This window comes from Prevotella sp. (genome assembly GCF_036570325.1).
Lineage (GTDB): Bacteria > Bacteroidota > Bacteroidia > Bacteroidales > Bacteroidaceae > Prevotella.
This window is the reverse complement of the sequence record NZ_DATCYK010000121.1, coordinates 1-21,296: the sequence shown is the minus strand read 5'-3', so window position 1 is coordinate 21,296 and position 21,296 is coordinate 1. Positions and strand designations below refer to the sequence as shown.

At 47.0% G+C, this 21,296-nt stretch carries 17 protein-coding genes; 15 read left to right on the top strand and 2 right to left on the bottom strand.

The genetic code is table 11. The features are described from left to right. Positions 1 to 4 precede the first annotated feature (4 nt). The 15 genes from VIR50_RS10840 to VIR50_RS10770 all read left to right on the top strand — a co-directional run bounded on the left by VIR50_RS10840 (position 5) and on the right by VIR50_RS10770 (position 19,707). Entirely contained in the window at positions 5 to 298 is a 294-nt protein-coding gene (locus VIR50_RS10840; protein ID WP_331935136.1) for a hypothetical protein, read from the top strand. Positions 299 to 354: 56 nt separating this feature from the next. Continuing rightward, the gene (locus tag VIR50_RS10835) at positions 355 to 1,371 is read left to right on the top strand and encodes a patatin-like phospholipase family protein (RefSeq protein WP_331935135.1); all 1,017 of its coding nucleotides are present in this window, start codon (positions 355 to 357) and stop codon (positions 1,369 to 1,371) included. A gap of 674 nt (positions 1,372 to 2,045) precedes the next feature. Continuing rightward, a complete protein-coding gene (locus VIR50_RS10830) occupies positions 2,046 to 2,492 on the top strand; it encodes a YhcH/YjgK/YiaL family protein (RefSeq protein WP_331935134.1) in 447 nt (148 codons plus the stop codon). Between the two features lie 296 nt (positions 2,493 to 2,788). Next, positions 2,789 to 3,178 (top strand): fluoride efflux transporter CrcB, encoded by a 390-nt coding sequence (gene crcB, locus VIR50_RS10825; RefSeq protein WP_331935133.1) that lies wholly within the window; start codon positions 2,789 to 2,791, stop codon positions 3,176 to 3,178. Between the two features lie 275 nt (positions 3,179 to 3,453). Further along, positions 3,454 to 6,450 carry a SusC/RagA family TonB-linked outer membrane protein gene (locus tag VIR50_RS10820; RefSeq protein WP_331935132.1) on the top strand — a complete coding sequence of 999 codons (2,997 nt, stop codon included), beginning with the start codon at positions 3,454 to 3,456 and terminating at the stop codon, positions 6,448 to 6,450. Positions 6,451 to 6,479: 29 nt separating this feature from the next. Then, complete coding sequence (locus VIR50_RS10815; protein ID WP_331935131.1) at positions 6,480 to 7,970, top strand: RagB/SusD family nutrient uptake outer membrane protein; 1,491 nt, start codon at positions 6,480 to 6,482, stop codon at positions 7,968 to 7,970. A gap of 16 nt (positions 7,971 to 7,986) precedes the next feature. Further along, positions 7,987 to 8,862 carry a DUF4843 domain-containing protein gene (locus tag VIR50_RS10810; protein ID WP_331935130.1) on the top strand — a complete coding sequence of 292 codons (876 nt, stop codon included), beginning with the start codon at positions 7,987 to 7,989 and terminating at the stop codon, positions 8,860 to 8,862. Between the two features lie 21 nt (positions 8,863 to 8,883). Further along, complete coding sequence (locus VIR50_RS10805; RefSeq protein WP_331935129.1) at positions 8,884 to 10,545, top strand: hypothetical protein; 1,662 nt, start codon at positions 8,884 to 8,886, stop codon at positions 10,543 to 10,545. Positions 10,546 to 10,838: 293 nt separating this feature from the next. After that, a complete protein-coding gene (locus tag VIR50_RS10800; RefSeq protein WP_414703554.1) occupies positions 10,839 to 13,367 on the top strand; it encodes a zinc-dependent metalloprotease in 2,529 nt (842 codons plus the stop codon). A 21-nt stretch (positions 13,368 to 13,388) separates the two neighbouring features. Further along, complete coding sequence (locus VIR50_RS10795; protein WP_331935128.1) at positions 13,389 to 15,869, top strand: DUF5117 and DUF5118 domain-containing protein; 2,481 nt, start codon at positions 13,389 to 13,391, stop codon at positions 15,867 to 15,869. Between the two features lie 111 nt (positions 15,870 to 15,980). Next, positions 15,981 to 16,559 (top strand): cytidylate kinase-like family protein, encoded by a 579-nt coding sequence (locus tag VIR50_RS10790; RefSeq protein ID WP_331935127.1) that lies wholly within the window; start codon positions 15,981 to 15,983, stop codon positions 16,557 to 16,559. A gap of 37 nt (positions 16,560 to 16,596) precedes the next feature. Beyond that, complete coding sequence (locus tag VIR50_RS10785) at positions 16,597 to 16,983, top strand: CidA/LrgA family protein (protein ID WP_331935126.1); 387 nt, start codon at positions 16,597 to 16,599, stop codon at positions 16,981 to 16,983. Between the two features lie 98 nt (positions 16,984 to 17,081). Continuing rightward, the gene (locus VIR50_RS10780; protein WP_331935125.1) at positions 17,082 to 17,774 is read left to right on the top strand and encodes an LrgB family protein; all 693 of its coding nucleotides are present in this window, start codon (positions 17,082 to 17,084) and stop codon (positions 17,772 to 17,774) included. A 130-nt stretch (positions 17,775 to 17,904) separates the two neighbouring features. Further along, positions 17,905 to 18,711: a TerB family tellurite resistance protein gene (locus tag VIR50_RS10775; RefSeq protein WP_331935124.1), complete on the top strand. Its 807-nt coding sequence runs from the start codon at positions 17,905 to 17,907 to the stop codon at positions 18,709 to 18,711. Positions 18,712 to 18,870: 159 nt separating this feature from the next. Continuing rightward, entirely contained in the window at positions 18,871 to 19,707 is an 837-nt protein-coding gene (locus tag VIR50_RS10770; RefSeq protein ID WP_331935123.1) for a hypothetical protein, read from the top strand. An 84-nt stretch (positions 19,708 to 19,791) separates the two neighbouring features. Here the strand turns inward: VIR50_RS10770 and VIR50_RS10765 are convergent, their stop codons facing one another. Both VIR50_RS10765 and VIR50_RS10760 read right to left on the bottom strand, forming a co-directional pair. Next, on the bottom strand, positions 19,792 to 20,325 hold the full coding sequence (locus VIR50_RS10765) for a hypothetical protein (protein ID WP_331935122.1): 534 nt from the start codon (positions 20,323 to 20,325) through the stop codon (positions 19,792 to 19,794). Between the two features lie 128 nt (positions 20,326 to 20,453). Continuing rightward, entirely contained in the window at positions 20,454 to 21,293 is an 840-nt protein-coding gene (locus VIR50_RS10760) for a DMT family transporter (RefSeq protein WP_331935166.1), read from the bottom strand. Between the last annotated feature and the right edge of the window lie 3 nt (positions 21,294 to 21,296).

Here is a 21,296-nt window from a genome sequence, read left to right as displayed (position 1 = left end):
ATCAATGGCGCAGACAAAGGTTTATAGATGTGTGAAATGCGGCTACGAGGCCGAAATTTATGAGGGGAAAGGATTCATGGGCCAACATATTGTTACCATGAGTTGTCCCGATTGCAGCACGTTGCAGCCACTGGTGGTTGGTGGTGTCATTGGTGATGTGGCGCCATCTTTTCGCAGTGAGGTGGGGCGCTTGTGCCTTCGCTGTGGTTCTGAACGTATTGTGAGGTGGAACGGGCATAGCTGTCCTCAATGCGGCGCAGACATGACGCCTACCGGTGATGTCACATTTTGGACCTGAAAATGCCTTCCTATTATTAGTGTTTTTCCAAAATATCATTTTTTTATTCAAGCGATATGATGATGAAACGTTCCTTTTTTTACCACTCTATCTTGTTTTTTACGCTGCTGTGGTGTACCAACGGCGTAATTCAGGCGTTGCCTCCAACGCATCATCGTCCCAAGGTTGGATTGGTGTTGGGTGGCGGTGGAGCCAAGGGAGCTTGTTTTCCGGGCATTCTTAAAGCCATAGAGCAGTCGGGAGTGCCCATTGATTATATCGCCGGAACAAGTATCGGCTCCATCGTGGGTGGGCTATACGCTTGCGGTTATCGGTCGGGCGACATAGAACATCTTTTTCGTTCGCAAGAGTGGAAGAGCCTGCTGGCTGACCGCGATTTGAATTTCAAGCGCAAGTTCTTGAAGAAACGCGATGGTAAATTCTATTTCTTTGGCTATCCGGTGGGCAAACGCACTAAGGGAAAGGTGACCGTTGAGGGCTTCGGAGCTTTGCGTGGTGATCGTGTGGTACATCTTCTCGATTCGCTGACCGGCCGTCCCGATTCCATAGACTTTGCTTCGCTGCCTATTCCTTTCAGCTGTGTGGCAGTCGACATCAACACCCTGAGCGAGGTAGTGCTGACCCATGGCCGGCTCTCCGCTGCCATGCGGGCAAGCATGGCCATACCCGGAGCTTTCAAGCCCGTGGTGATGGGCGACTCGCTGCTCATCGATGGCGGTGCGCTCAATAATCTGCCGGTGGATGTGGTCAGGCGAATGGGTGCCGACATTGTCATTGCCATTGACCTCACGCAGAACAAACACGCCACTCCCCGACGCACCGTGCATCCTCGTAAAACGCTTGGCGGTCGACTTGTGCAGTGGCTCCGGGCCCGTCCCGACATAGCGAAATACAATCATAATCGGGCCAATTGCGACATCTACATCAATCCTAATCTGAGAGGTTATGAGGCAACTAATTTCGTATCAGATAAAATTGATGGCCTCATTCGGCGGGGTAATGAAGCCGGTAAGGCTTGTTTGCCGACATTAAAGCAGTTGGAAAGAAAACTACGGTCAGCCCCCCGGCGTTGACTGTGGTTGATTCTTAAATAGTAAAATTTTATAGGGTAATAGCTTTAAAAACCTTTTCAGACTAGTCCGACTGGCCGGACCAATCCGATCACAGTAGTGGTAAAACATGCGTTAAAAGCGTTTTTAATAAAAGCAAGGTCGCATGGCGGCTGCCTGAAAACTCTTCTATGGTTTGGGCAAAAGCCCTTCGTTAACAATAATTTTTACCTGAATAGAAAATATTTTGTCAATATTTTTACAGTAAAAACCATTCGTTTATCCATGACAATTTAGAAAACAAGAAGCCCCTTTTGGCTTTTCCCCTTTGTTTTCGTCATGTTTTTAATCGCTTATTTCTGCTTGCTTTCGAGCCAAAAGCTATACTTTGGGCCTGCCATTCTCATGTTTTGACATGATAACATGGGTGTTTTTATTGTCTTAAAGGGCAGCTATGACCTGCCAAAAGCATAGATATTGAGGTGAAGAAGTATGGTGTTGTTTCTGTTGAAAAATATAAGTAATTGATTCATAGCTAAATACAAACTTTCTTGTAGTTTCGATATTTCAGCATGAAATATTTTCTTTTGAAAATATCTTAGCCATTTTTGACATTTTGTCAAATAAATTCTTACTCGGTTGCCTTGCCCGAAAAATAATTGTATCTTTGCTTCAATAACAATTAACAACAGCGCATTATGATTATCGACACTTTGGAAAATCTCTCTCTTTATCAGTCGCTGAATTCCCGTTTTGCTGACGTGGCGGCGTTCATCAGTACCCATGATCTCCGCGATATGCCCGCCGGACATTACGAGATAGACGGTCCCGACTTCTTCGTCAACGTTCAGGAAGGAGGTGCCCGACCGGCCGAGGACGCCGTGTTGGAGTATCATCGGCGCATGATAGATGTGCAGATACCGCTCCATGGTCCCGAAACCTATGGCTACACGCCCGTGAGCCGTTTGCCCGAAGTGGCTTTTGACGAGGCTAACGACGTAGCTCTGTTGCCCGGCGTGGCCCCCGAGAGCTATGTAACCTGCCAGCAAGGCGAGTTCGCTGTCTTCCTTCCCACCGATGGTCATGCCCCCTGCATCGCCGAAAAAGAAGGTTTTAAGAAGGCCATTTTCAAAATACGATATTGATGTTAGGCTCGTATCAACGGTTGATAGGCAGTGTAATTTCTGTAAAAAGATAGAAAACAGTCGTTGATAATCCGTCACTCATCAATCACGACAGCCTGCGTGTTTTCGATAGATTGCCATAAAAGATTTTTGATAATCAGCCGGTTCTTAGTCCCGATGGTCTACGATTCATTCATCGATTGGTACAAAAGTACGTTGATAATCAGCTTGTTTCAAGGCAAATCGATTAGTAGAGTACATTCGATTCGCCCACGCTTATAGGGCGTCGAGCCTGAAACACATATTTAATAACCATTATGTTGAAAGATTTTTTGCTCGTAGGAGCGGGGAGTTTCTTGGGTGGCGGTGCCCGATTCCTGCTATCCAAGTGGTTGCAGACTTCCGCTTTGGGCGCTTTTCCCTTGGCCACTTTCGCCGTCAATATCTTGGGTTGCCTGCTGATAGGGTTGCTCTTGGGACTTAGCGGGCAAACCGGTTGGCTGTCGCCGTCGACCAAACTACTGCTGACAACGGGCTTCTGTGGCGGTTTTACCACTTTCTCTACCTTTATGAATGAGAACTATCTGCTTTTAAAAGACCACCACTTCGTGCCTTTTTTCCTATACCTTTTCGCCAGCTTGGCCCTCGGTCTGTTTGCCGTTATTGCCGGATACCAGTTGGCTACGTGGCTCAAGACGGGAGGATGAGGCATAAATTCAAATTCTATTTTCATATTTTGATATGGCGTAACGATTGATAGTATCGTTACGCTTTTTTGTTATGATTATTCATAAAATGGCTTATAATATTATATTTTATAAGTTTTATTTGTTTTGTTATGATAATTTAGCTATATTTGCCTGCGGTAAGAGAGAATTAATAACTTTATATAATTTTTATCTATATGGGCAAAAATATATTATTTCTCGTTCTGTTTAGCCTTTTTGTTTCGGTTCCTTGTGCCCTTGCACAAAGTGGTGAAATGAAAGGTATCGTGCTATCGGAAGAGGATGGTCAGCCTGTTATCGGGGCAACCGTGTCCATTGTCGGAACAACCGTGAAGACTGTTACCGACGCGAATGGTGTCTTTACTTTCTCACAGTGGAAAGCCGGTGATAAAATCAGTGTAAGTTACCTTGGCATGGTGGGCCGTACAGTAGCCGCTTCCAAGGAGTTGACCATTAGATTGAAGACCGATGCCAAGCAGTTGGGTGAAGTTGTAGTAACCGGAATCTATACCCGTAAGGCCGAAAGCTACACGGGAGCCGCGGCAACGGTGACGGGTAAGGAGTTGAAACGGGTAGGTAATCAGAATATTCTTCAGAGTTTGAAAAATTTAGATCCTACGGTCTATATAGCCGATAATTTGTTATTGGGTTCTGACCCCAATGCCGTGCCGACCATTAGCATGCGTGGTACGTCGAGTTTTCCTGCCGAAGGACGGTCGCTTAAGAGCAATTACCAACATGATCCCAATGCCCCTTTATGGATATTAGATGGTTTTGAGACTACGGCAGAGCATGTGATGGATCTTGATATGAATCGTGTGGAGAGTGTCACGATACTGAAAGACGCCTCGGCCAAAGCTCTTTATGGCAGCAAGGCAGCCAATGGTGTTATCGTTATAGAGACCAAGCGGCTGGCCGGTACAGAGACACGGGTGAGCTATAGTGGGTCGCTCGATTTGGAACTGGCCGATCTTGGCAGTTATGACATGACCAATGCGTTGGAAAAACTGCAGGTAGAGCAGTACGAAGGGCTCTATACGACCAAGGAACCTATCCTGCAGCAGAAGCTGACGGAGCGTTATAATCAGCGCTATCTAAACGTATTGAATGGTTTGAACACGGATTGGATGGCCCTGCCACTGCATACCGGAGTGGGTCATAAGCACAATGTCAGTGTGGAAATGGGCGACGCTCGTTCATTGAGGGCTGTTTTTCATGTTAGTTATAACGATGTGACGGGTGTCATGAAAGAGTCGTATCGTCGTAATCTTTCAGCAACGGCAAGTCTGTCTTATCGACGGAATAATTTCCTTTTCCGCAATATTTTGGAAGTAATTTCCAATAACAGCCAAGATTCTCCATACGGTTCGTTTTCCGATTATGTAAGAATGAATCCCTATTGGGCGGCCCATGATAGTCGTGGCAATGTGTTGCGCTATGTAGAGGAGGCCGGAATACTTACCGCTTATGTCATCGGTTCGGGGGCGACTTCATTGGCGGATGAGGTTTGTAATCCACTTTATAATGCAGTGATTGGTACCAGCCTGAAGTCTACTTATACCCAAGTGACGAACAATTTTTACACGGAGTGGATGATGAACCATGATTGGAAAACGACGTTGCGCATTGGTATGATGCGTAAACGTAATGATGCGGACTCTTTTTATCCGTCTCATCACTCCATGTTTCAGACCGGTGCTTATTCCATAGAGCCGCTTCGTAAGGGTCGTTACATCATGGAAAATGGCAAGAGTTCGGACCTTAGCGGTGATTTAAATATCAATTACAATCATGCTTTTGGTCAACATAATGTGTTTGCGAACGCGGGTTACTTCGTGTCGGAAAGCAAGTATCAGGCTTATCAGCACATTGCGGAAGGGTTTGCCAACAATTCCGTGGCCGATGCAACGTTTGCCCGGCAATATGCTAAGGACACGACGCCTACGGGAAATGCCTCTACCGTGCGCGACATGAGTTTTCTTCTATCGACTTCTTATGATTTTGACAGCCGTTATTTGGCCGACGTCACGTTGCGTGAAAGTGCGTCCTCGCTCTATGGTTCTGACCACCGTTGGGCCACAAGTTGGTCTGTCGGTTTGGGATGGAATGTGCATCGCGAGGCTTTCATGCGTAATATGGGGTGGTTGAGGCAACTGAAGATTCGGGGCAGTTACGGTCTTACCGGCAATCAGAATTTTGATACCAATGCGGCTATCGCCACCTATCGTTATATTACGGGCTATAATTATTTTGGTCAGTCAGGTGCGTTGCTTGCGCTCATGCCCAATAGTAAACTTATGTGGGAGCAGAAGAAGGACCTCAATATTGGCTTTGACATGAAGGCGGGGCCGCTCAATCTTTCGTTCGATTGGTATTCTGCTGATACCAAGAATATGCTTACAGATGTTACTTTGCCCGGTTCTACTGGTTTTACAACGGTTAAGGACAATCTTGGTCTTGTCCGTAACAGTGGTGTGGAGTTGAAAGCCAGCATTACGCCATGGCAGAGTAAAGACGGTTTTGTAAGCGTTTATGGCTCTTTTGTCTATACAAAGAATAAGATTATCCGCCTTTCAGAGAGCATGAAGGAATATAATGAGCGTATGTTGGCGCAGGCAATAGATATTAGGCAGAGTGCTCCCGTGCTGATGTATCAGGATGGTCTCTCCATGAATACTATATGGGCAGTTCCTTCCGCGGGTATAGATCCGCAGACGGGACGTGAGGTTTATATCAAGAAAGATGGTACTTATACCTATGTATATGATTCTTCCGATATGGTAGCAGCCGGAGACGCCACCCCAAAATACCGTGGAACGGCCGGATTCTCTGCCGAGTATAAAGGCTTTGGCTTGACAGCTACCCTTACTTATTTGGCCGGTGGGCAGATGTATAATGCTACTTTGGTTGATAGAGTGGAAGATGCGGACATTCAGTACAACGTCGATCGGCGGGTATTGACCGGTCGTTGGAATCATGTGGGCCAAGTATCACAGTATAAAGGCTTCTCTTCAGCCAGTAAGACGTTGGCCACTGCTCGCTTTGTTCAGGACCGTAATGAGTTGTCGTTGTCATCTGTCAGTGCTTACTATGAGTTTCCCGCGTCTTTGTATCAGCGGTTACGCATGCAACGATTGCGTATGGCTGTCTATCTGAACAATGTGGCCACCTTCTCTTCTATTAAGGTAGAGAGGGGTACGAGCTACCCATTCGCACGGACTTTATCGTTCTCTCTGACAGCGTCTTTCTAAATTCGTAACTCTTAAAATGTAATTCCTATATGAAAATAAGTAAATATATATGGTTTCTGATGGCTGCGATGTTATTTGTGTCGTGCAGCGATTGGTTTGATGTTACGTCCGGTAACGAGATTCGAGAGAAGGATCATTATAGTACTGATACGGGTTATGGGCAGGCAGTGATAGGCTGTTATGAGACGATGGCCGACATTTCATGCTATGGTTTATCGCTTTATGACATGCCGGAGATTATGGTTAATGGCTATCGGACGGTTGCCGAGGTAATGGATGCGGGCTATCTACAACGTCATCAGTTTGCGCAAAAAGGTCCAAAGCAGAAAATTCTTGGTTTATGGAATAGCAGTTACAATGTAATCGCTAATGCTAATGAGGCCCTAAAGAACATCGAGGGCGCGGAAAATAGGATGAATGAAATCAATTATCACGTGTTCAAGGGTGAACTTTATGCCATCAGAGCTTTGGCTCACTTCAATCTACTGCGGTTCTTTGGTTATGGTAATTGGGCCAAACGCAAGGCTGAACTTGACGATAAGTTTACAATACCCTATGTGACAGTGGTTAATAAGGATATTCAACCGCAGTCCACGGGCGCTCAAGTCATAGCGAATATTTTGAAGGACTTGACAGAGGCCGAGCTGTTGTTGAAAGATTACGACCCCGTCTGTGGTGTGCACGACGCTTCTTATTACAAGGAAGTGAACGAAGACGGGTGGTATGACTATCGCAATTTCCATCTTAATTATTATGCGGTCAAAGCTTTAAAAGCTCAAGTTTACCTTTGGCATGGCGAAATAGATAAGGCGGAGGCCGAGGCTATGGCCGTGATCAATGCGATAGGTAAGGGCAAGCGGCTGACCTTGGCTAAACAACCAACCTTTATTTTGAAGTTGATGACTGTGTCAGAAGTCAATGAACCCAATTACAGTATGGTCAATGAAACGCTGTTTGGCCTATCGGTGCATCAGCTTGGCATGAGGGTTAATAGCTTCTTTAACCCTAACTATTTGGACGGAGCGTCAGGTGTATATCTTCTGAAAGAGGAATTTGCGGAAGAATTGTATAACAATAGCAATACCGATTTCAGGTTTACGAAGTTGTTGTTTCATAATATTTCGTCCACTCCAACAGGGTATGTGCCATTAAAATATTATCAATCGGTAGGTAATAATTCTTATTTCACCGACAAAGTCAATGTAATTCGATTGCCCGAAGTGTATTATATCGCTGCCGAGTGCCATGCAGAAAAAGGCAATGCGGCTGAGGCTCTCAGGCTGTTGAATGCCTTTCGGGAGACGCGTGGCTTGTACGAGCCATTGGCAGGAATGACAACGGAGGAGATAAAAACAGAGATTGGCAAGGAATATCAGCGTGAGTTCATGGGTGAAGGCGGTGCTTATTTCTATTTTAAACGTGTAGGTGCCGAGAACACACCGGCCAAGATAGGGATGACCGACGCTGATTATGTGTTGCCATATCCTGATTATGAATTACAATCAGGCAGAGTCCAATAATTTAAAAGAAGTGTGAATGATGAAAAATATAGCAATCCTTTTAATGGCTTTCACAGCCTTTATGCTATCATCATGTGGCAAAGATGATATTGATACATTTGATAAGGAACGGGCTTCCGTGCGGTTTGCCGCCATGGTTGTCAATGTTTCGCATGAAACAGATGGGGTGAGCGAGGCCAGTTATGACAGCAATGACTCGTTGCTCAATAATGATATATCGTTTCTCAACCATCAGGAAGTAGATGAATATGTGTATGACATACCACTGACGCTAATAGGTAAGACAGCCGATCATGACCGTATTGTCGCTTACGAGGTGTTGCCTGAGGGCGATGCGAAGGACTATGAGATAACCGAGGCTGTGGTTCCGGCCAACAGTTACAAGGGACATATAAGGATCGTATTGAAGAAGAACGATGAATTGAGTGAGAAAACGTATGTTCTCTACTTGCGGTTGAAAGCGGGAGACGAGTTGGCTTTAGGGCCAAAAGAGTATCTGAAAGCCCGTGTTTCATGGAATAATCAGATTCCGGTGCCACCTCATAACAACTTGCGGCGTACCTATAACATGCTGGTAAAGTCGTCCTTAGGATTTACCAGCACAAGTATGGCTTATTACAGTCCTAATGCCATGCGTGCCATCATGGCCGCCCTTAACTGGAATGATTGGGATAATGCCGCCATTCATGGTAATAAGGCCAACACGGCAGCAGCTTATGCCAACTATAAGTACTTGCCCCAATATCGTTGGATATACAATGACAATTCTTATAAAGGTTATGCGGCCACGTTCAACGACTATCTAAGGCAATATGAACAGCAGCATGGCAAACCTTTATTGCATGACGCCGGAACGGGAAAAGGACAGCCGGTAGAGGCTCGTTCTTATTAATGACTATCAAAAAGTACGCTTATGAAGACTAAATATTTTACAAGATTATTATCAATGGTCATGGCTGTGACGGCGCTTACAGCCTGCGTTGACGATGAAACCAGTCAGGCTACCGGCGATATTCAGCCTATTTACATTGCCAATGTCGGCAGTGATACGCTCCGCATAGGTTATCTGGACCATTTGCAACTGACGCCAACCATTCAGCGGGGAAGCCATGTCGGCGATGTGGAGGGCCTGCAATATCGGTGGCAGATCAGTACCTCTCCCTACGATATGGGTAGCGCAGAGACGGAATGGACCGATTTAGGTAACGGAACATCGTTGGACGTTAGTATGAACAGTGTTATATCGACATCGCCCTATTTGGTGAAACTGACGGTGACCGACTCGATTAATGGCAATTTACAAGCCACGAAATTGTATTTTGTTTATGTAGAAAGTAATTTCAGAGATGGTATTGTCGTTTCCTCAACCCGTGATGGGCAAAGCTCTGATTTCTCATTGGTCATGGATAAGCCCATCACCCTAAACTTCAGCGGTTCACCTAAAGTGTTCCATAATATCTTGATGGAGGGACAAGGAAAATCAAACGCGGAGTTGATGACACAGCTCACAGCCAATGTTTATGGTGGCAGTTATACGGCGGCGGGAGCCATCAACCAAGTGTGGGCCACTACGTCAACGGGCAGTCTTTATCGGTATGACACAAAGTCGTATGCCCCCACCGGCACGTCACAGTCGGGCACCGATGTGCTAACCTATACCGGTAATCACCCAAAGTTCAGCATGACTTTCCAAATGGAGAGCATGTTTTTCGCCGTGTCGGATAAAGGGATATACAGCTTTAATCCCGGTTCGGCCAACACCTTTGGCTGGACCAACGTGAATGCCAGCAAGTACACGATAGACAACAATGTGATTATTGGCAACGGCAATTACGATTTAGGCAATTACCATGGTTACTGGTTTGACGCCCGTTTGGGGCGTATTGTCAATATGGAATACGACATGGGAACGATGGCTTCCTATAACGACGCCATGCCGGCGGGTGTAGGAGCCTTTGATCCGGCTGCTTTGCAAGGCTGGCATGCCGTAGCCGGTGGCTTTACCATTGACGGAGCAACGCCTGCTTTTCTGTTCAAGGAGCCCCAAGGTGACTATTCTGTCTGCACATTATCCAAACCCGTGCAGCCCACTTACGATGATGATTGGAACGAATTGACGCCGGAGATACGTCCGATGGCTGACCGCAGGATTCAGCTTGACAGCTCTACCAAGGCATTACTCGATAAAGCAGTATCCATTTTCTTTGCCCGCAACGAGGCAATCCTTTACATTGCCGTACCCGAAGGGCTGTATGCGGTCAATTTTGCCGGTCAGTCGGCCCAATTATATAGTGCGGCCAAGTTTACGCCGTCGGCAGGTGAGCGTATTGTGAAGGCCAAACTTTATACCCAAGGCCATCAAATGATTCAAGTGACGGGATTCCCCGGTACTGATAGGGCAGTGCTCCCGTGGAACAATAAGGCCGTTATCATCGCCACGGAGGGGGCACAGAATGATGGCAAGCTGTATGTAGTGCCCATGGTTCAGTTTGGAACGGGCAATCTTAATGCCTCGTCTGCCGCCACGTATGCGGGCTTTGGCCATATCTTGGACTTCTGTACGACCGGATATTGATAACCTGATGATTTATCGGAAATAAAGGAGAGATGAAGCCACGAAGTGACGAATCTTCTTTGAGAGGACATCGTTCATTATCAGCTGATTAAGCGCTGACTTCTCTACTTGTAAACTTTTATTTTCCAAGAGTGGGCCTTTGGCCTTGTGAAAAGCCTGCTTTGGGCGTGTAAAAGCAGCCCTTTGAACGCCTCAAAGCGTAGCTTTCGGAAAATGGTTGTAATCCATCGGCATTCCACATGTAATCCCATATAAATTAATTAACTTTGCAAAAACAGCCAATCTCATTGATTATGAATAAACATTTTACGGTAACTCTCACGATGGCCATGTGTCTTCTTTTTTGTGCTTCCATGGAAGGGCAGGCTTTGAACCTGAAGTTTTGGAAAAAGAAAAAGACCGAAGTAAAGAAAGAAAAAGAGACCGATTACGATAAATTCATGAAGAAGAAGCACGAAACGGCACGTGGTCTCTTCACGCTTTACAAAGCTGAAGGAAAGTTATACTTTGAGTTGCCACTCCGTCTTTTGGGCAAAGAAATGCTCATCGGCTCAACCGTTACCGGTATATCAGACAATGGGAATGCCATCGTAGGCTCAAAACCGCAAAGCCCGCTTCATGTGAAATTCACGAAAAACCAGACGCATGTGCAGTTAAGGCTGGTCAATTATGACTTCATTGCCACCGAAAGTGCCGTGGATAGGGCCCTCCGCAAGAGTATGATAGGTATGATTTTGGATAATCAAAAAATCATAGGATGGAATAAAGACTCCACGGCTGTGCTCTTTGAAATGACCGATTTCTTCGTTGGTGACAACCCTAAAATGTCGCCTTTTGATGAAAATTCCCGTTATGCGGCGGCCTATCAGCGTGATAAAAGTTATAAATCAGACCTTTCCTATCTGTCGAAGATTAAGGCATTCTCGGATAATGTGGCCATCAAGAGTGTGCTTTCTTACTCCGTGTCGCTCACTACGCGCTCGGGACAGAGCGTCGCTAAGAACGAGCCTTTCACGGTAGAAATGACCCGTTCCATCATGTTGTTGAAGGAAAAGCCCTACCATCCCCGCATGGCCGATTATAGAATAGGCTTCTTTTATACGCAACGCCAGCAGTTGGGTGACGCTTCGGCTACGTCATTGCCCGTTTATTACACGAACCGGTGGGACCTTCAGCCTCGTGATACCTTGGCTTGGAAAAGGGGAGAAGTGGTCGATGTGACCAAACCTATCGTGTTTTATGTGGATAATACTTTCCCCGTGAAGTGGCAGCCTTATATCAAGCAGGCTGTCAATATGTGGAGTGAGGTGTTTGAAAAGGAGTGTAGACTGCGTGGAGCCGTGGTGGCTAAAGACTTTCCTACGGCTGAACAAGACCCGGAATTCGACCCGGATAACATCAAGTACAACTGTATTCGCTATGCGCCCATTGACATTGAGAATGCCATGGGCCCGTCGTGGGTCGATCCTCGTTCGGGTGAAATCTTGATGGCGTCGGTCTATGTGTATCATAATTTCATAAAACTGATTACCAATTGGCTCTTCGTGCAGACGGCGGCGGCCGATCCCGATGTGCGCACGGCCCATATTCCGGAGGCTATTCTTGGCGACGCCATTCGGTATGTAATAGGCCATGAGGTGGGCCATTGCCTCGGATTGATGCACAATATGGGCGCGTCTAATAACTTCCCCGTAGAGAAATTGCGTGATCCTGCCTTTACCCGGAAGTATGGTACCACGCCAAGTATCATGGACTATGCCCGCTTTAACTATGTAGCTCAGCCGGGTGACAAGGAGCGGGGTGTGAAACTGACGCCTCCTCGCTTTGGTGTTTACGACCATTATGCCATTAAGTGGGGCTATCTTCCCGTGTTCGACATGACGAAAGAGGAAGAAGAGCAGTATTTCACCCGTTGGATTACCGATTCGGTTAAGGCCAATCCGTGGTATCGTTACGGCAAACAACAGTTATCTATGCCCTTTGCTGACCCACGCAACATGAATGAGGACTTAGGCGATGACGCTGTTCGGGCCACTGATTATGGCATACGAAACTTGAAATATATCATGGGCCACATGGATAAATGGTTGAGTAAGACCGATGTAACCATGACAAATCGTCAGGAGTTGCTGGATGCGTTGGTCAATCAATTGGCGCTCTTCACGATTCATGTGTCAAGCAATGTGAGTGGCTATTATGCCAATGAGGTGAAAGAAGGCGATGGTCAACAGCGTTTCATGCCGTTGAGCAAAGCCCGACAAAAGGAGGCGCTCAACTATCTTTTCAAGATGTATGGCGACTTGGATTGGCTTGATAATAAAGCATTGCTGCGCAAGTTAACGCTGTCAGGGTCGCCGCAAACCACCATCAGGCGTTTCATAGGCAATGAAATTCTCAGCGCTCCGATTATAGTTTCTATCTATTGCGACCTCGATAGCCGCACCTTGCAATTCGCTGAGGCCATGGATATGGTCTACCATTTCGTGTGGAATCCCACGATTCAGGGCCGGGTATTGAAGGATTATGAGATGTCGATTCAGAAAGACTACCTCTTTCAACTGATGGCTAACTCAGGATTTAAGGTTCCTTCTGCGGGTAATAAGCTCACATCGTTGGCCGATAAGCGCCCGAATCCGGTTGCCGGCTTCGAGTTTGGTGAGCGTAATATGTTTGGTTCTTCACCAAAAGTGACGCAAGCCGATATATATCCCTATCTGCTAAAGGCACAAAGGCTGCTCAAAGCTAAAGTTTCATCCTCCAATGGACGGACGCATGCTCATTATAGTTACTTGTTGAAGGTGTTGGATTCAAACATGAAATAAATAAAAGGGGGAAAGTTATTTATGAAACGAACGATAACCATCATATTGTGTGTTCTTGTTGGCAGTCTGTATGGATGGGCTGCGGATAAGCGTCCTGCGAAGTCGAAGTCCGATTCTACCTATCCCAAACTTTTTAAAGATGTCAAGAAACTGACGAAAGCTCGGTCGTTGGACCTCTCGTTATACCTATATGATGACAAGATTTATTTGGAAATACCGCGTCGAAACCTTGGCCGTGAGTTCATGATAAGCACTTATATAGGGCAGGCTACTGATATGACACTGCTCGATGTGATGGCTAATAAGCCGAAATGTATTATTATTGACCGTCAGGATTCTTTACTTTATTTCAAGAAACCACGTGCCAATTATGTTTTTAACGCTACCGATTCCACTTCCTTACGCGCTATAGGTGCTTCGCGGATGGAAGCTCCAATCAAGTCATTTCGTATCAAGGGCTTCAATGTTGACTCTTCGCGGTGTGTTATTGATGTGACAAGTTATTTCACGGTAAGCAATAATGACTTCTTTAATTTAAAGGGAGTAGCCTATGATGAGGGCACTTCTATCATGTCATCGAGCTTAAAGGGACGTGAGTTTGTTGAGGAAGTGCAGGGTTTTGAGAATGCTGTGAGTATTCGCAAGTCAGTGTCTGTGGAACTTACTTTGGGCTCCATGTTCGGTGCACTCAATGAAAAACCGGTATCCAGTCTTTCTGTTCAGTTTATGATAAGTGTTCTTCCTGAACATCGTATCATGATGCATCCAAAGGAAGCCAGTGCCCATATCGGTAGCGGTTATGTGAGTTACCATGACTATAGTTCGTTAAACGATTTGAAAACCGGCTATTATGCCACAAAGAGAAGGTTCTATCCCGGTAATCAGATTGTGTTTTATGTCGATACATTATTGTCTAAGTCGTGGACGGAAGCTATCCGTCAGGCGGCTGAAAAGTGGAACGATGTGTTCGAGGAGTTACGTTTGGGACGGCCATTCGTGCTGAAACCTTTTGTGGCCGATTCGTCTTTTGCGCCTAACGATCCTATGGTAAGCGTGATTTCTTTGGCCAATAACCTGAGCCGTTACGTGAGTGCGTATAACTTTACCGACCCAAGAACAGGTGAAATCTTTAGTACCAAGATAACGGTACCTCGTGATTTGGCTTCTAACATCCGCCGTAATGGCATTACAAAGATGGCAGAGGCAGATGAACGATTCCGTACTTATTATCTTCCCGATGAGCTTTTGTGTGAGGTGTTGCGGGCCAATATGCTGACCGCTTTCGGCCGAAGTTTGGGTCTGGTGCAGAATAGGGCCGGTTCACATGCCTATTCTCCGGAGCAATTACGTTCGCCCCAATTTACTCAAAAATACGGAATCAGTGCGTCGGTTATGGATAATGTTATCTATAATACATTGGCTATGCCCGGCGATAAGGAGCGTGGTGTAGTTCTCATTCTTGACCGACCGGGACAAGCTGATGCGTTTGCCGTGCGCTATCTTTATGGGAATGATGGTAAAGAAGCCTTTAATTTATTGTTAGCCCGACATGCTTCCGATCCGGCTTTTCTTTATGGAAAGAGCTCAATTGTGTATGGAACAGATCCTCGTTCGCAAAATAACGATTTGGGAAACGACCCTGTTGCCGCGGCTAAGGCTTTGGTTCAACACCTTCAATACACAGCGGCGAATAGCCCTAAGTGGTTTAACATGGAAAAACTACCTGACAGTTTCCGCAGTCTTTTCCAAGAAATGAGTATCCTTGACTTGTCAAAGGAGATTGTAGTGTTGCAGAATTACATCGGAGGAGTGTATCAACATGAGGAGATTAAAGGACAACAAGCCGGCTTAACCACCACGGTGCCCCGGTCGATGCAGCGTCGTTGTGTGGCTGCGGTCTTTGATTTGTTAAGTGATATTAGCTGGATGGATCGCCATCGGGGCTATCTTACCTTGGGAGGGGTGGCTAATAGCAATATCAATTATTGGTATCATGCGCAAGGATTTGCGATAAAGAGTATCTTACGGCGTATAAAGTATATGGATTTAAGTATTCTTCATGCGGATGACCCCTATACGCAGATTGATTTTCTTTCTGATATTGAACGACATGTTTTCAAACCCGTATATGAGAATCGTGCACCCAATGAATATGAATTATTGGATATAAATATGTATGTCAGCAGCCTTATACAGTATTCACCTACACTGACGGCGATAGAGAAACGACAAAAAGGCGAGGCTGTCATGGGCATAGCTGACTTTGTGGGTGGCGTTGAGCCTACTAAATCGTTGAGTTATTATAAGCAAACAGATTTGGAACCGGTCTTTTTCGAGAAGCTAACGGATGCACGGAAGTTGTTGTTGAAGGCCATAAATTTGACCAAGGGTGGGAAGGAAAAAGACAAAATAAGGTATATCTTGTTACAAGCTGACCGCGTATTAGGTCATTCCTGCCCCCTATCTTCCTACTTCCGTCGCATGGGGAGGGAGAGTGATTGACTTGTATTAATAATCGTTGGGTGGTCGGATTTTTCAACCGTTGAGGGTGGGGAGTTCGGAATATAGGTTGTAATTTTGCGGGAAGAAAAAGGTATTTATATTGATTTCAATATGATAATAACGATTGCGCGCCAGTGCGGATGTGGCGCTTTGGAGGTCGGGAAGCTATTGGCTGCCCATTATAACATCCCTTTTTATACACGACAAACGCTGATGCAGATGGCCAAAGATAAGGGATTGTTGGCCGGGATGCACGATTTCTTTGAGGAAAGGCCCATGGATGAGCTGATGTTTGCCATCTCGGCCTTTAAAAATGAGGAGGAAAACGATGGTACAACGCACCATTCCATGAAACTGTTGGCCGATTTGATTGGCGACAGAGAGTGCGTAATCATCGGTCGTTGTGGCAATCATATCTTCCGACATCGGCCGGATTTGGTGTCCGTTTTCTTGAAAGGAGCGTTCAAGGAGCGTGCCAAGGCCATTGCGGAGCATGAGCATTTGAGCATGACGGCGGCCGAGGAGTTTGTTCGTGAGACCGATGACAGCCGCGTACGTTACCACAAATACTATACGGGACTTACGTGGGGAAACGCCGATGACTATGATATTTGTTTCGACAGTATCCGTTTGGGTACCGAGAAAACGGCACTTTTCATAGAGGAATACATAAAAGACATTCGCTTGTAGCCCACGGGTGGAATGTGTAAACAGTAAATAATGAAAGATGAAATTCGTTAAACAATTCATTCTTATCCTTCTTTTTTCTTTCTTGGGAGAGCTTCTTCATTACCTCATACCGCTGCCTTTTCCGGCGAGTATCTACGGTATCATACTGTTGTTCGCGGCTTTATCAGCCAAGATTGTCAAGGTTAAAGACGTCAGAGAGGTGAGCGTTTTCCTCATAGCGGTTATGCCCGTGATGTTTATTCCGGCCGCAGTGGGACTGATGGACTCATGGAGTGACATTCGTTCTAATCTGCTTCAATATGTTATAGTGACCGTGGTGAGCACGTTTGTCGTGATGGGTGTGGCGGGCCGAACTACGCAATATATCATCCGAAGGCACCTAAGGAAAGGCCCACACGACGGCCATTCGGAGGAGGAAGATTGAGAATAAGGCGTGAAAAGACGCCTATGAAGATTCAGGATAAGTAGATAAAATGGGGCAGAACGGCAACTGCCTTACGGTGAAACAAGAGTTATCATAAGATGAAAGAATTAATACAGGATTCCGTTTATTTTGGTGTGTTTATCAGTTTGGCCTCCTATGCCATCGGCATGTACCTGCGTCGCCGCACCGGTTATTCATTTCTTAACCCGCTGTTGGTATCCATCGTTTTGGTTATCACGACCTTGCTGTTGGGTGGAATCAGCTATGAGCGCTATAATGAGCAGGCTTCTTTGTTGAGTTATCTGCTCACTCCGGCTACCATTTGCTTAGCCGTGCCCTTGTATCAGCAGGTGGAATTGCTGAAGAAAAACTATCGGGCAATCGTTTCCGGCATAACTGCGGGCGCTTTGTCGAGCATGTTCTCGGTGTTGCTTTTGGCCTTGTTGTTTGGCTTCGACCATGCGGCTTACGTCACGTTCCTGCCCAAGTCCATTACGACAGCTATCGGTATGGGTGTCTCGGAAGAGCTGGGCGGCTACGTATCGGTGACGGTTGTGACCATCATTATCACGGGAGTGCTGGGTAATATCTTCGCCGAGCGCTATCTGAAGCTGCTCAAGATTGACGAACCTATCGCCAAAGGAATCGCCATAGGCTCATCTTCTCATGCCATAGGTACGGCCAAAGCCATGGAAATGGGGTCGATAGAAGGCGCCACGAGTGGACTTTCGATTGTTGTGAGTGGTATCCTTACCGTCATCGGAGCGTCGCTTTTTGGTCTTATTTTGTAAGCAATAATATCTTATTTCGTAAGTAACAATATCTTATTTCGTAGGCCGTTACCCCAGCGAAAGCAGCCCTTTGACCGGCTGGCATGCTATTTGTAAGACATGAATATAAACTTTTAACGACTATATCAGTATGGCATTAGGAAAATGGATAGGTGGATTTCTCGGCTTCATATCGGGCGGTGGCATTCTTGGAGCACTGGCTGGATTTGCCTTGGGAGCGCTTTTTGATGAGGGACTTGACGCTGTCAATACGCCCGATAACGTGAGTGGGCAGCGTGGAAGCGCCGAGGACGACCGTCGTTATGAGCAACATGTCTATCAGGGGCAGCGCAATTCATTCATGTTTTGCCTGCTGGTGCTCTCTTCTTACATTATTAAGGCCGATGGAAAGGTGATGCACTCGGAGATGGAATTCGTGCGTCGCTTCCTTCGTAACAACTTTGGAGAGCAGGCGGAGTTGCAGGGCAATGACATCCTTATGAAGCTCTTTGAGAAGCAAAAGCAAGTGGGCGCCTACGAATATCGCCAAGCCATGCACGACGCTTGCGTGCAGATAGCCCAAAACATGGCCCTTTCGCAGCGCCTTCAGTTGCTGAATTACTTGGTCATGATAGCCCAAGCCGATGGTCGGGTCACCCCCGATGAGGTCGGAGCGCTCAAGGAAGTGGCCATCCACATGGGCCTTTCAGAGGCCGAGGTCGACTCCATGCTCCATTTGGATGAGGCTACCGACAACTTGGACGCGGCCTATAAAGTGCTCGAAATACCATCCACGGCCACCAATGATGAGGTAAAGGCGGCCTATAGGCGCATGGCTTTGAAGCACCATCCCGACAAAGTAGCCGCCTTGGGCGAGGATGTGAGGAAGGCAGCGGAGCGAAAGTTCCAAGAAATCAGTGCGGCCAAAGACCGTATTTTCAAGGCTCGCGGCCTTTGATTACCGACCTATGTGGGAATGTTTGCGCCCGTATAGGTTTTTTGAAGCATGACAATCATATTTCATAAATAGGGAAACCCCTATGCGCTTTTAGGGGAATCGCACGTGCGAATCCCCCTTATAACGCTTATCTTTGCAAGCAAATAAACCGTATTGATTATGAGAAAAGGATTCATTATAGCCATGAGCGCTGCCATCTTGATGAGCAGTTGTGGCACATACATGGGGCAGGGAGCCTACACGGGCTCCACGCTGGGTTCTATTTTAGGCAGCGCCATCGGTGGATTGTCTGACGGTCCGCGTGGTCACGACGTGGGAACCATCGTAGGAATGGTGGGCGGTGCCGTTGTCGGAGCTGCCATCGGAAATGCCGCCGACCGCCGTGCCGAGGCCGAAATGATAGAACATCGAGAGGCCGTAAAGCAGCGTCGGGCCGAGCGTGACCGCTATGAGAACGACCGTCAACGGACTTCCGGCGAGGTAATGGTCGATCCTTACGACAGCGGTTACGACCCCAATAACAGCGGCGACGACCGTATTTACGACTTTAACAGCCCCGACTATACCGGTGATTACAGCGCTCAGAAGCCCGTGGAGAGCTATCCCGGCAAGTCGAGCGTGGAGGGAATGACCGACAGTTACCACTATACGCCCGCCATAGAGATACGCAATGCCCGCTTCGTTGACGACAATCAGGACAATGTTATCTCACGGGGAGAGCTTTGCAAGGTAATTTTCGAGGTGTATAACCGCAGCAACAGCACGCTATATGACGTGCAACCCACCGTGGTTGAGGCCACCGGCAACCGTCATCTCTACATTTCGCCGGGCATACATGTCGAGAAGATACAGCCCCACAAAGGCATTCGATACACTGCCATGGTAAAAGCTGACAACAAACTCAAGGCCGGTACGGCCAAGATATGCGTCTCCGTGCTTCAAGGAAAACGGTCAATCTCGAAGGTATGTGAGTTCAATATCCCCACGCAGAAGTAGGAATAAGGGGGCTGAGGCTCCCCGTTTCCAAATCAATATATAGGCAAAGCGCCGGCAACCATGGGTTGTCGGCGCTTTTTTATGCTAATAATTCTCCACTGCTTGTCGTGTTTTCTCCTTTTGAGTCATCTTGTGTGGCTTGCCCACAAGTTTCTTTACGCCCCATGCCAGTATGCCCAGCACGTTGATACCGCCCGTTTGTGGATGGGCCATCGTCATTTCTTCCTTGGTCGGTTGTTTGAAAAGCATGCCCCCGTGGCGGTGCCCTATGACTTCCACTTCGGTCAACGTATGGGCCTTGGGAATCATGACAATTGTGTCCTGCCTGAAGTCTTGCGGCTCCATCACACGACTGTAATATTTCGGATGGCCTATGGTAATGCGTTTGAAGTTGCGACTTGAGAGGATAAACTCGCCCCGCCAATTGGTCTTCACAGCCTGATTATCGGCCGTAAAGATGTTGACATCGCGCAGGGGCGTGCGTGTAATGGCGTCAGCAATGACAAACACCCGCTCCTTATCTTCACCGGCAGGAGTCTGGGCGCTTGCTTCCGTGGCATTCAAGCATAAAACAGCCACGGCTATCATGCCATATCGAGTGGATGGAAAGACGGACATAGACGACAGATTTATCACCGATAAAATTATGGTAAATCCGCGGAAGGCCCATGAAACCGTTGTTTGTGAGCGGCGTTTTTAGTTCTTTTTAATCATCGACAAACTGCCGTTATCTTTTTTTAGCTCCGCTAAATCATGTCCTTTTGCCAATTGGCGAGAATCACTCCCACCAATATCATCGCCGAACCGATATAGGCTATCGTCGTCATCGGCTCATTGAGGAAGATGGCGCTGGCCACGATGGTGGTCAAAGGGTTGAGGTATGTGTAGTTCGTTGTCTTGAGAGCGCCCAGCTTTTCGATAACCCAGCTCCACAGCAAGAAGCACAAGAACGACGCCACAACGCCGAGGAAGAGCGCGTTTGTATAGATTTCGGGCTTCAGGAAATTGCGCAACGGGAAGTTCCAAGGCTCCATGATGAATAAGGGCAACATCGTGATGAGCCCGTAGAAAAACACCTTTCGGGTAAGGAAAGCCGCATTGTAATTCTTGCTTACGTTGCGAATGAGCAGGCTATAGATGGCCCAACACACCGAGGAGGTCAACGCCAGCAGGTCGCCCAGTGGGTTCAGATGGAGCACGCACTGGCCGTTGAAGATGACAATGCCCACGCCTAAGAGGGCCAAAACCGACCCTGCAATGAGTTTCCAGCCCGCCTTGAACTCCTTAAAAAGCGCCAGCGCCAGCAGCGTGGTGATGAGTGGGGCGGTCGAAACGATGAAGGAAACATTGTTGACATAGGTCAGTTTGACGGCCATATTCTCTGTTACGAAGTATAGGGAGCCGCCCGTTATGCCCAGTAGCACCATCCATAGCTCGTCCTTCCAGTTGTTACAGAACAGTCGTTTGGGCGAAACGAACCATATACACACGTATGCCAAGAAAAATCTTACTACGAATATCTCCGCCGGAGTCATGCCGTGGAGTGTCAGAATCTTAGTGTTGACGAAAGTCTCGCCCCATATCAGGGC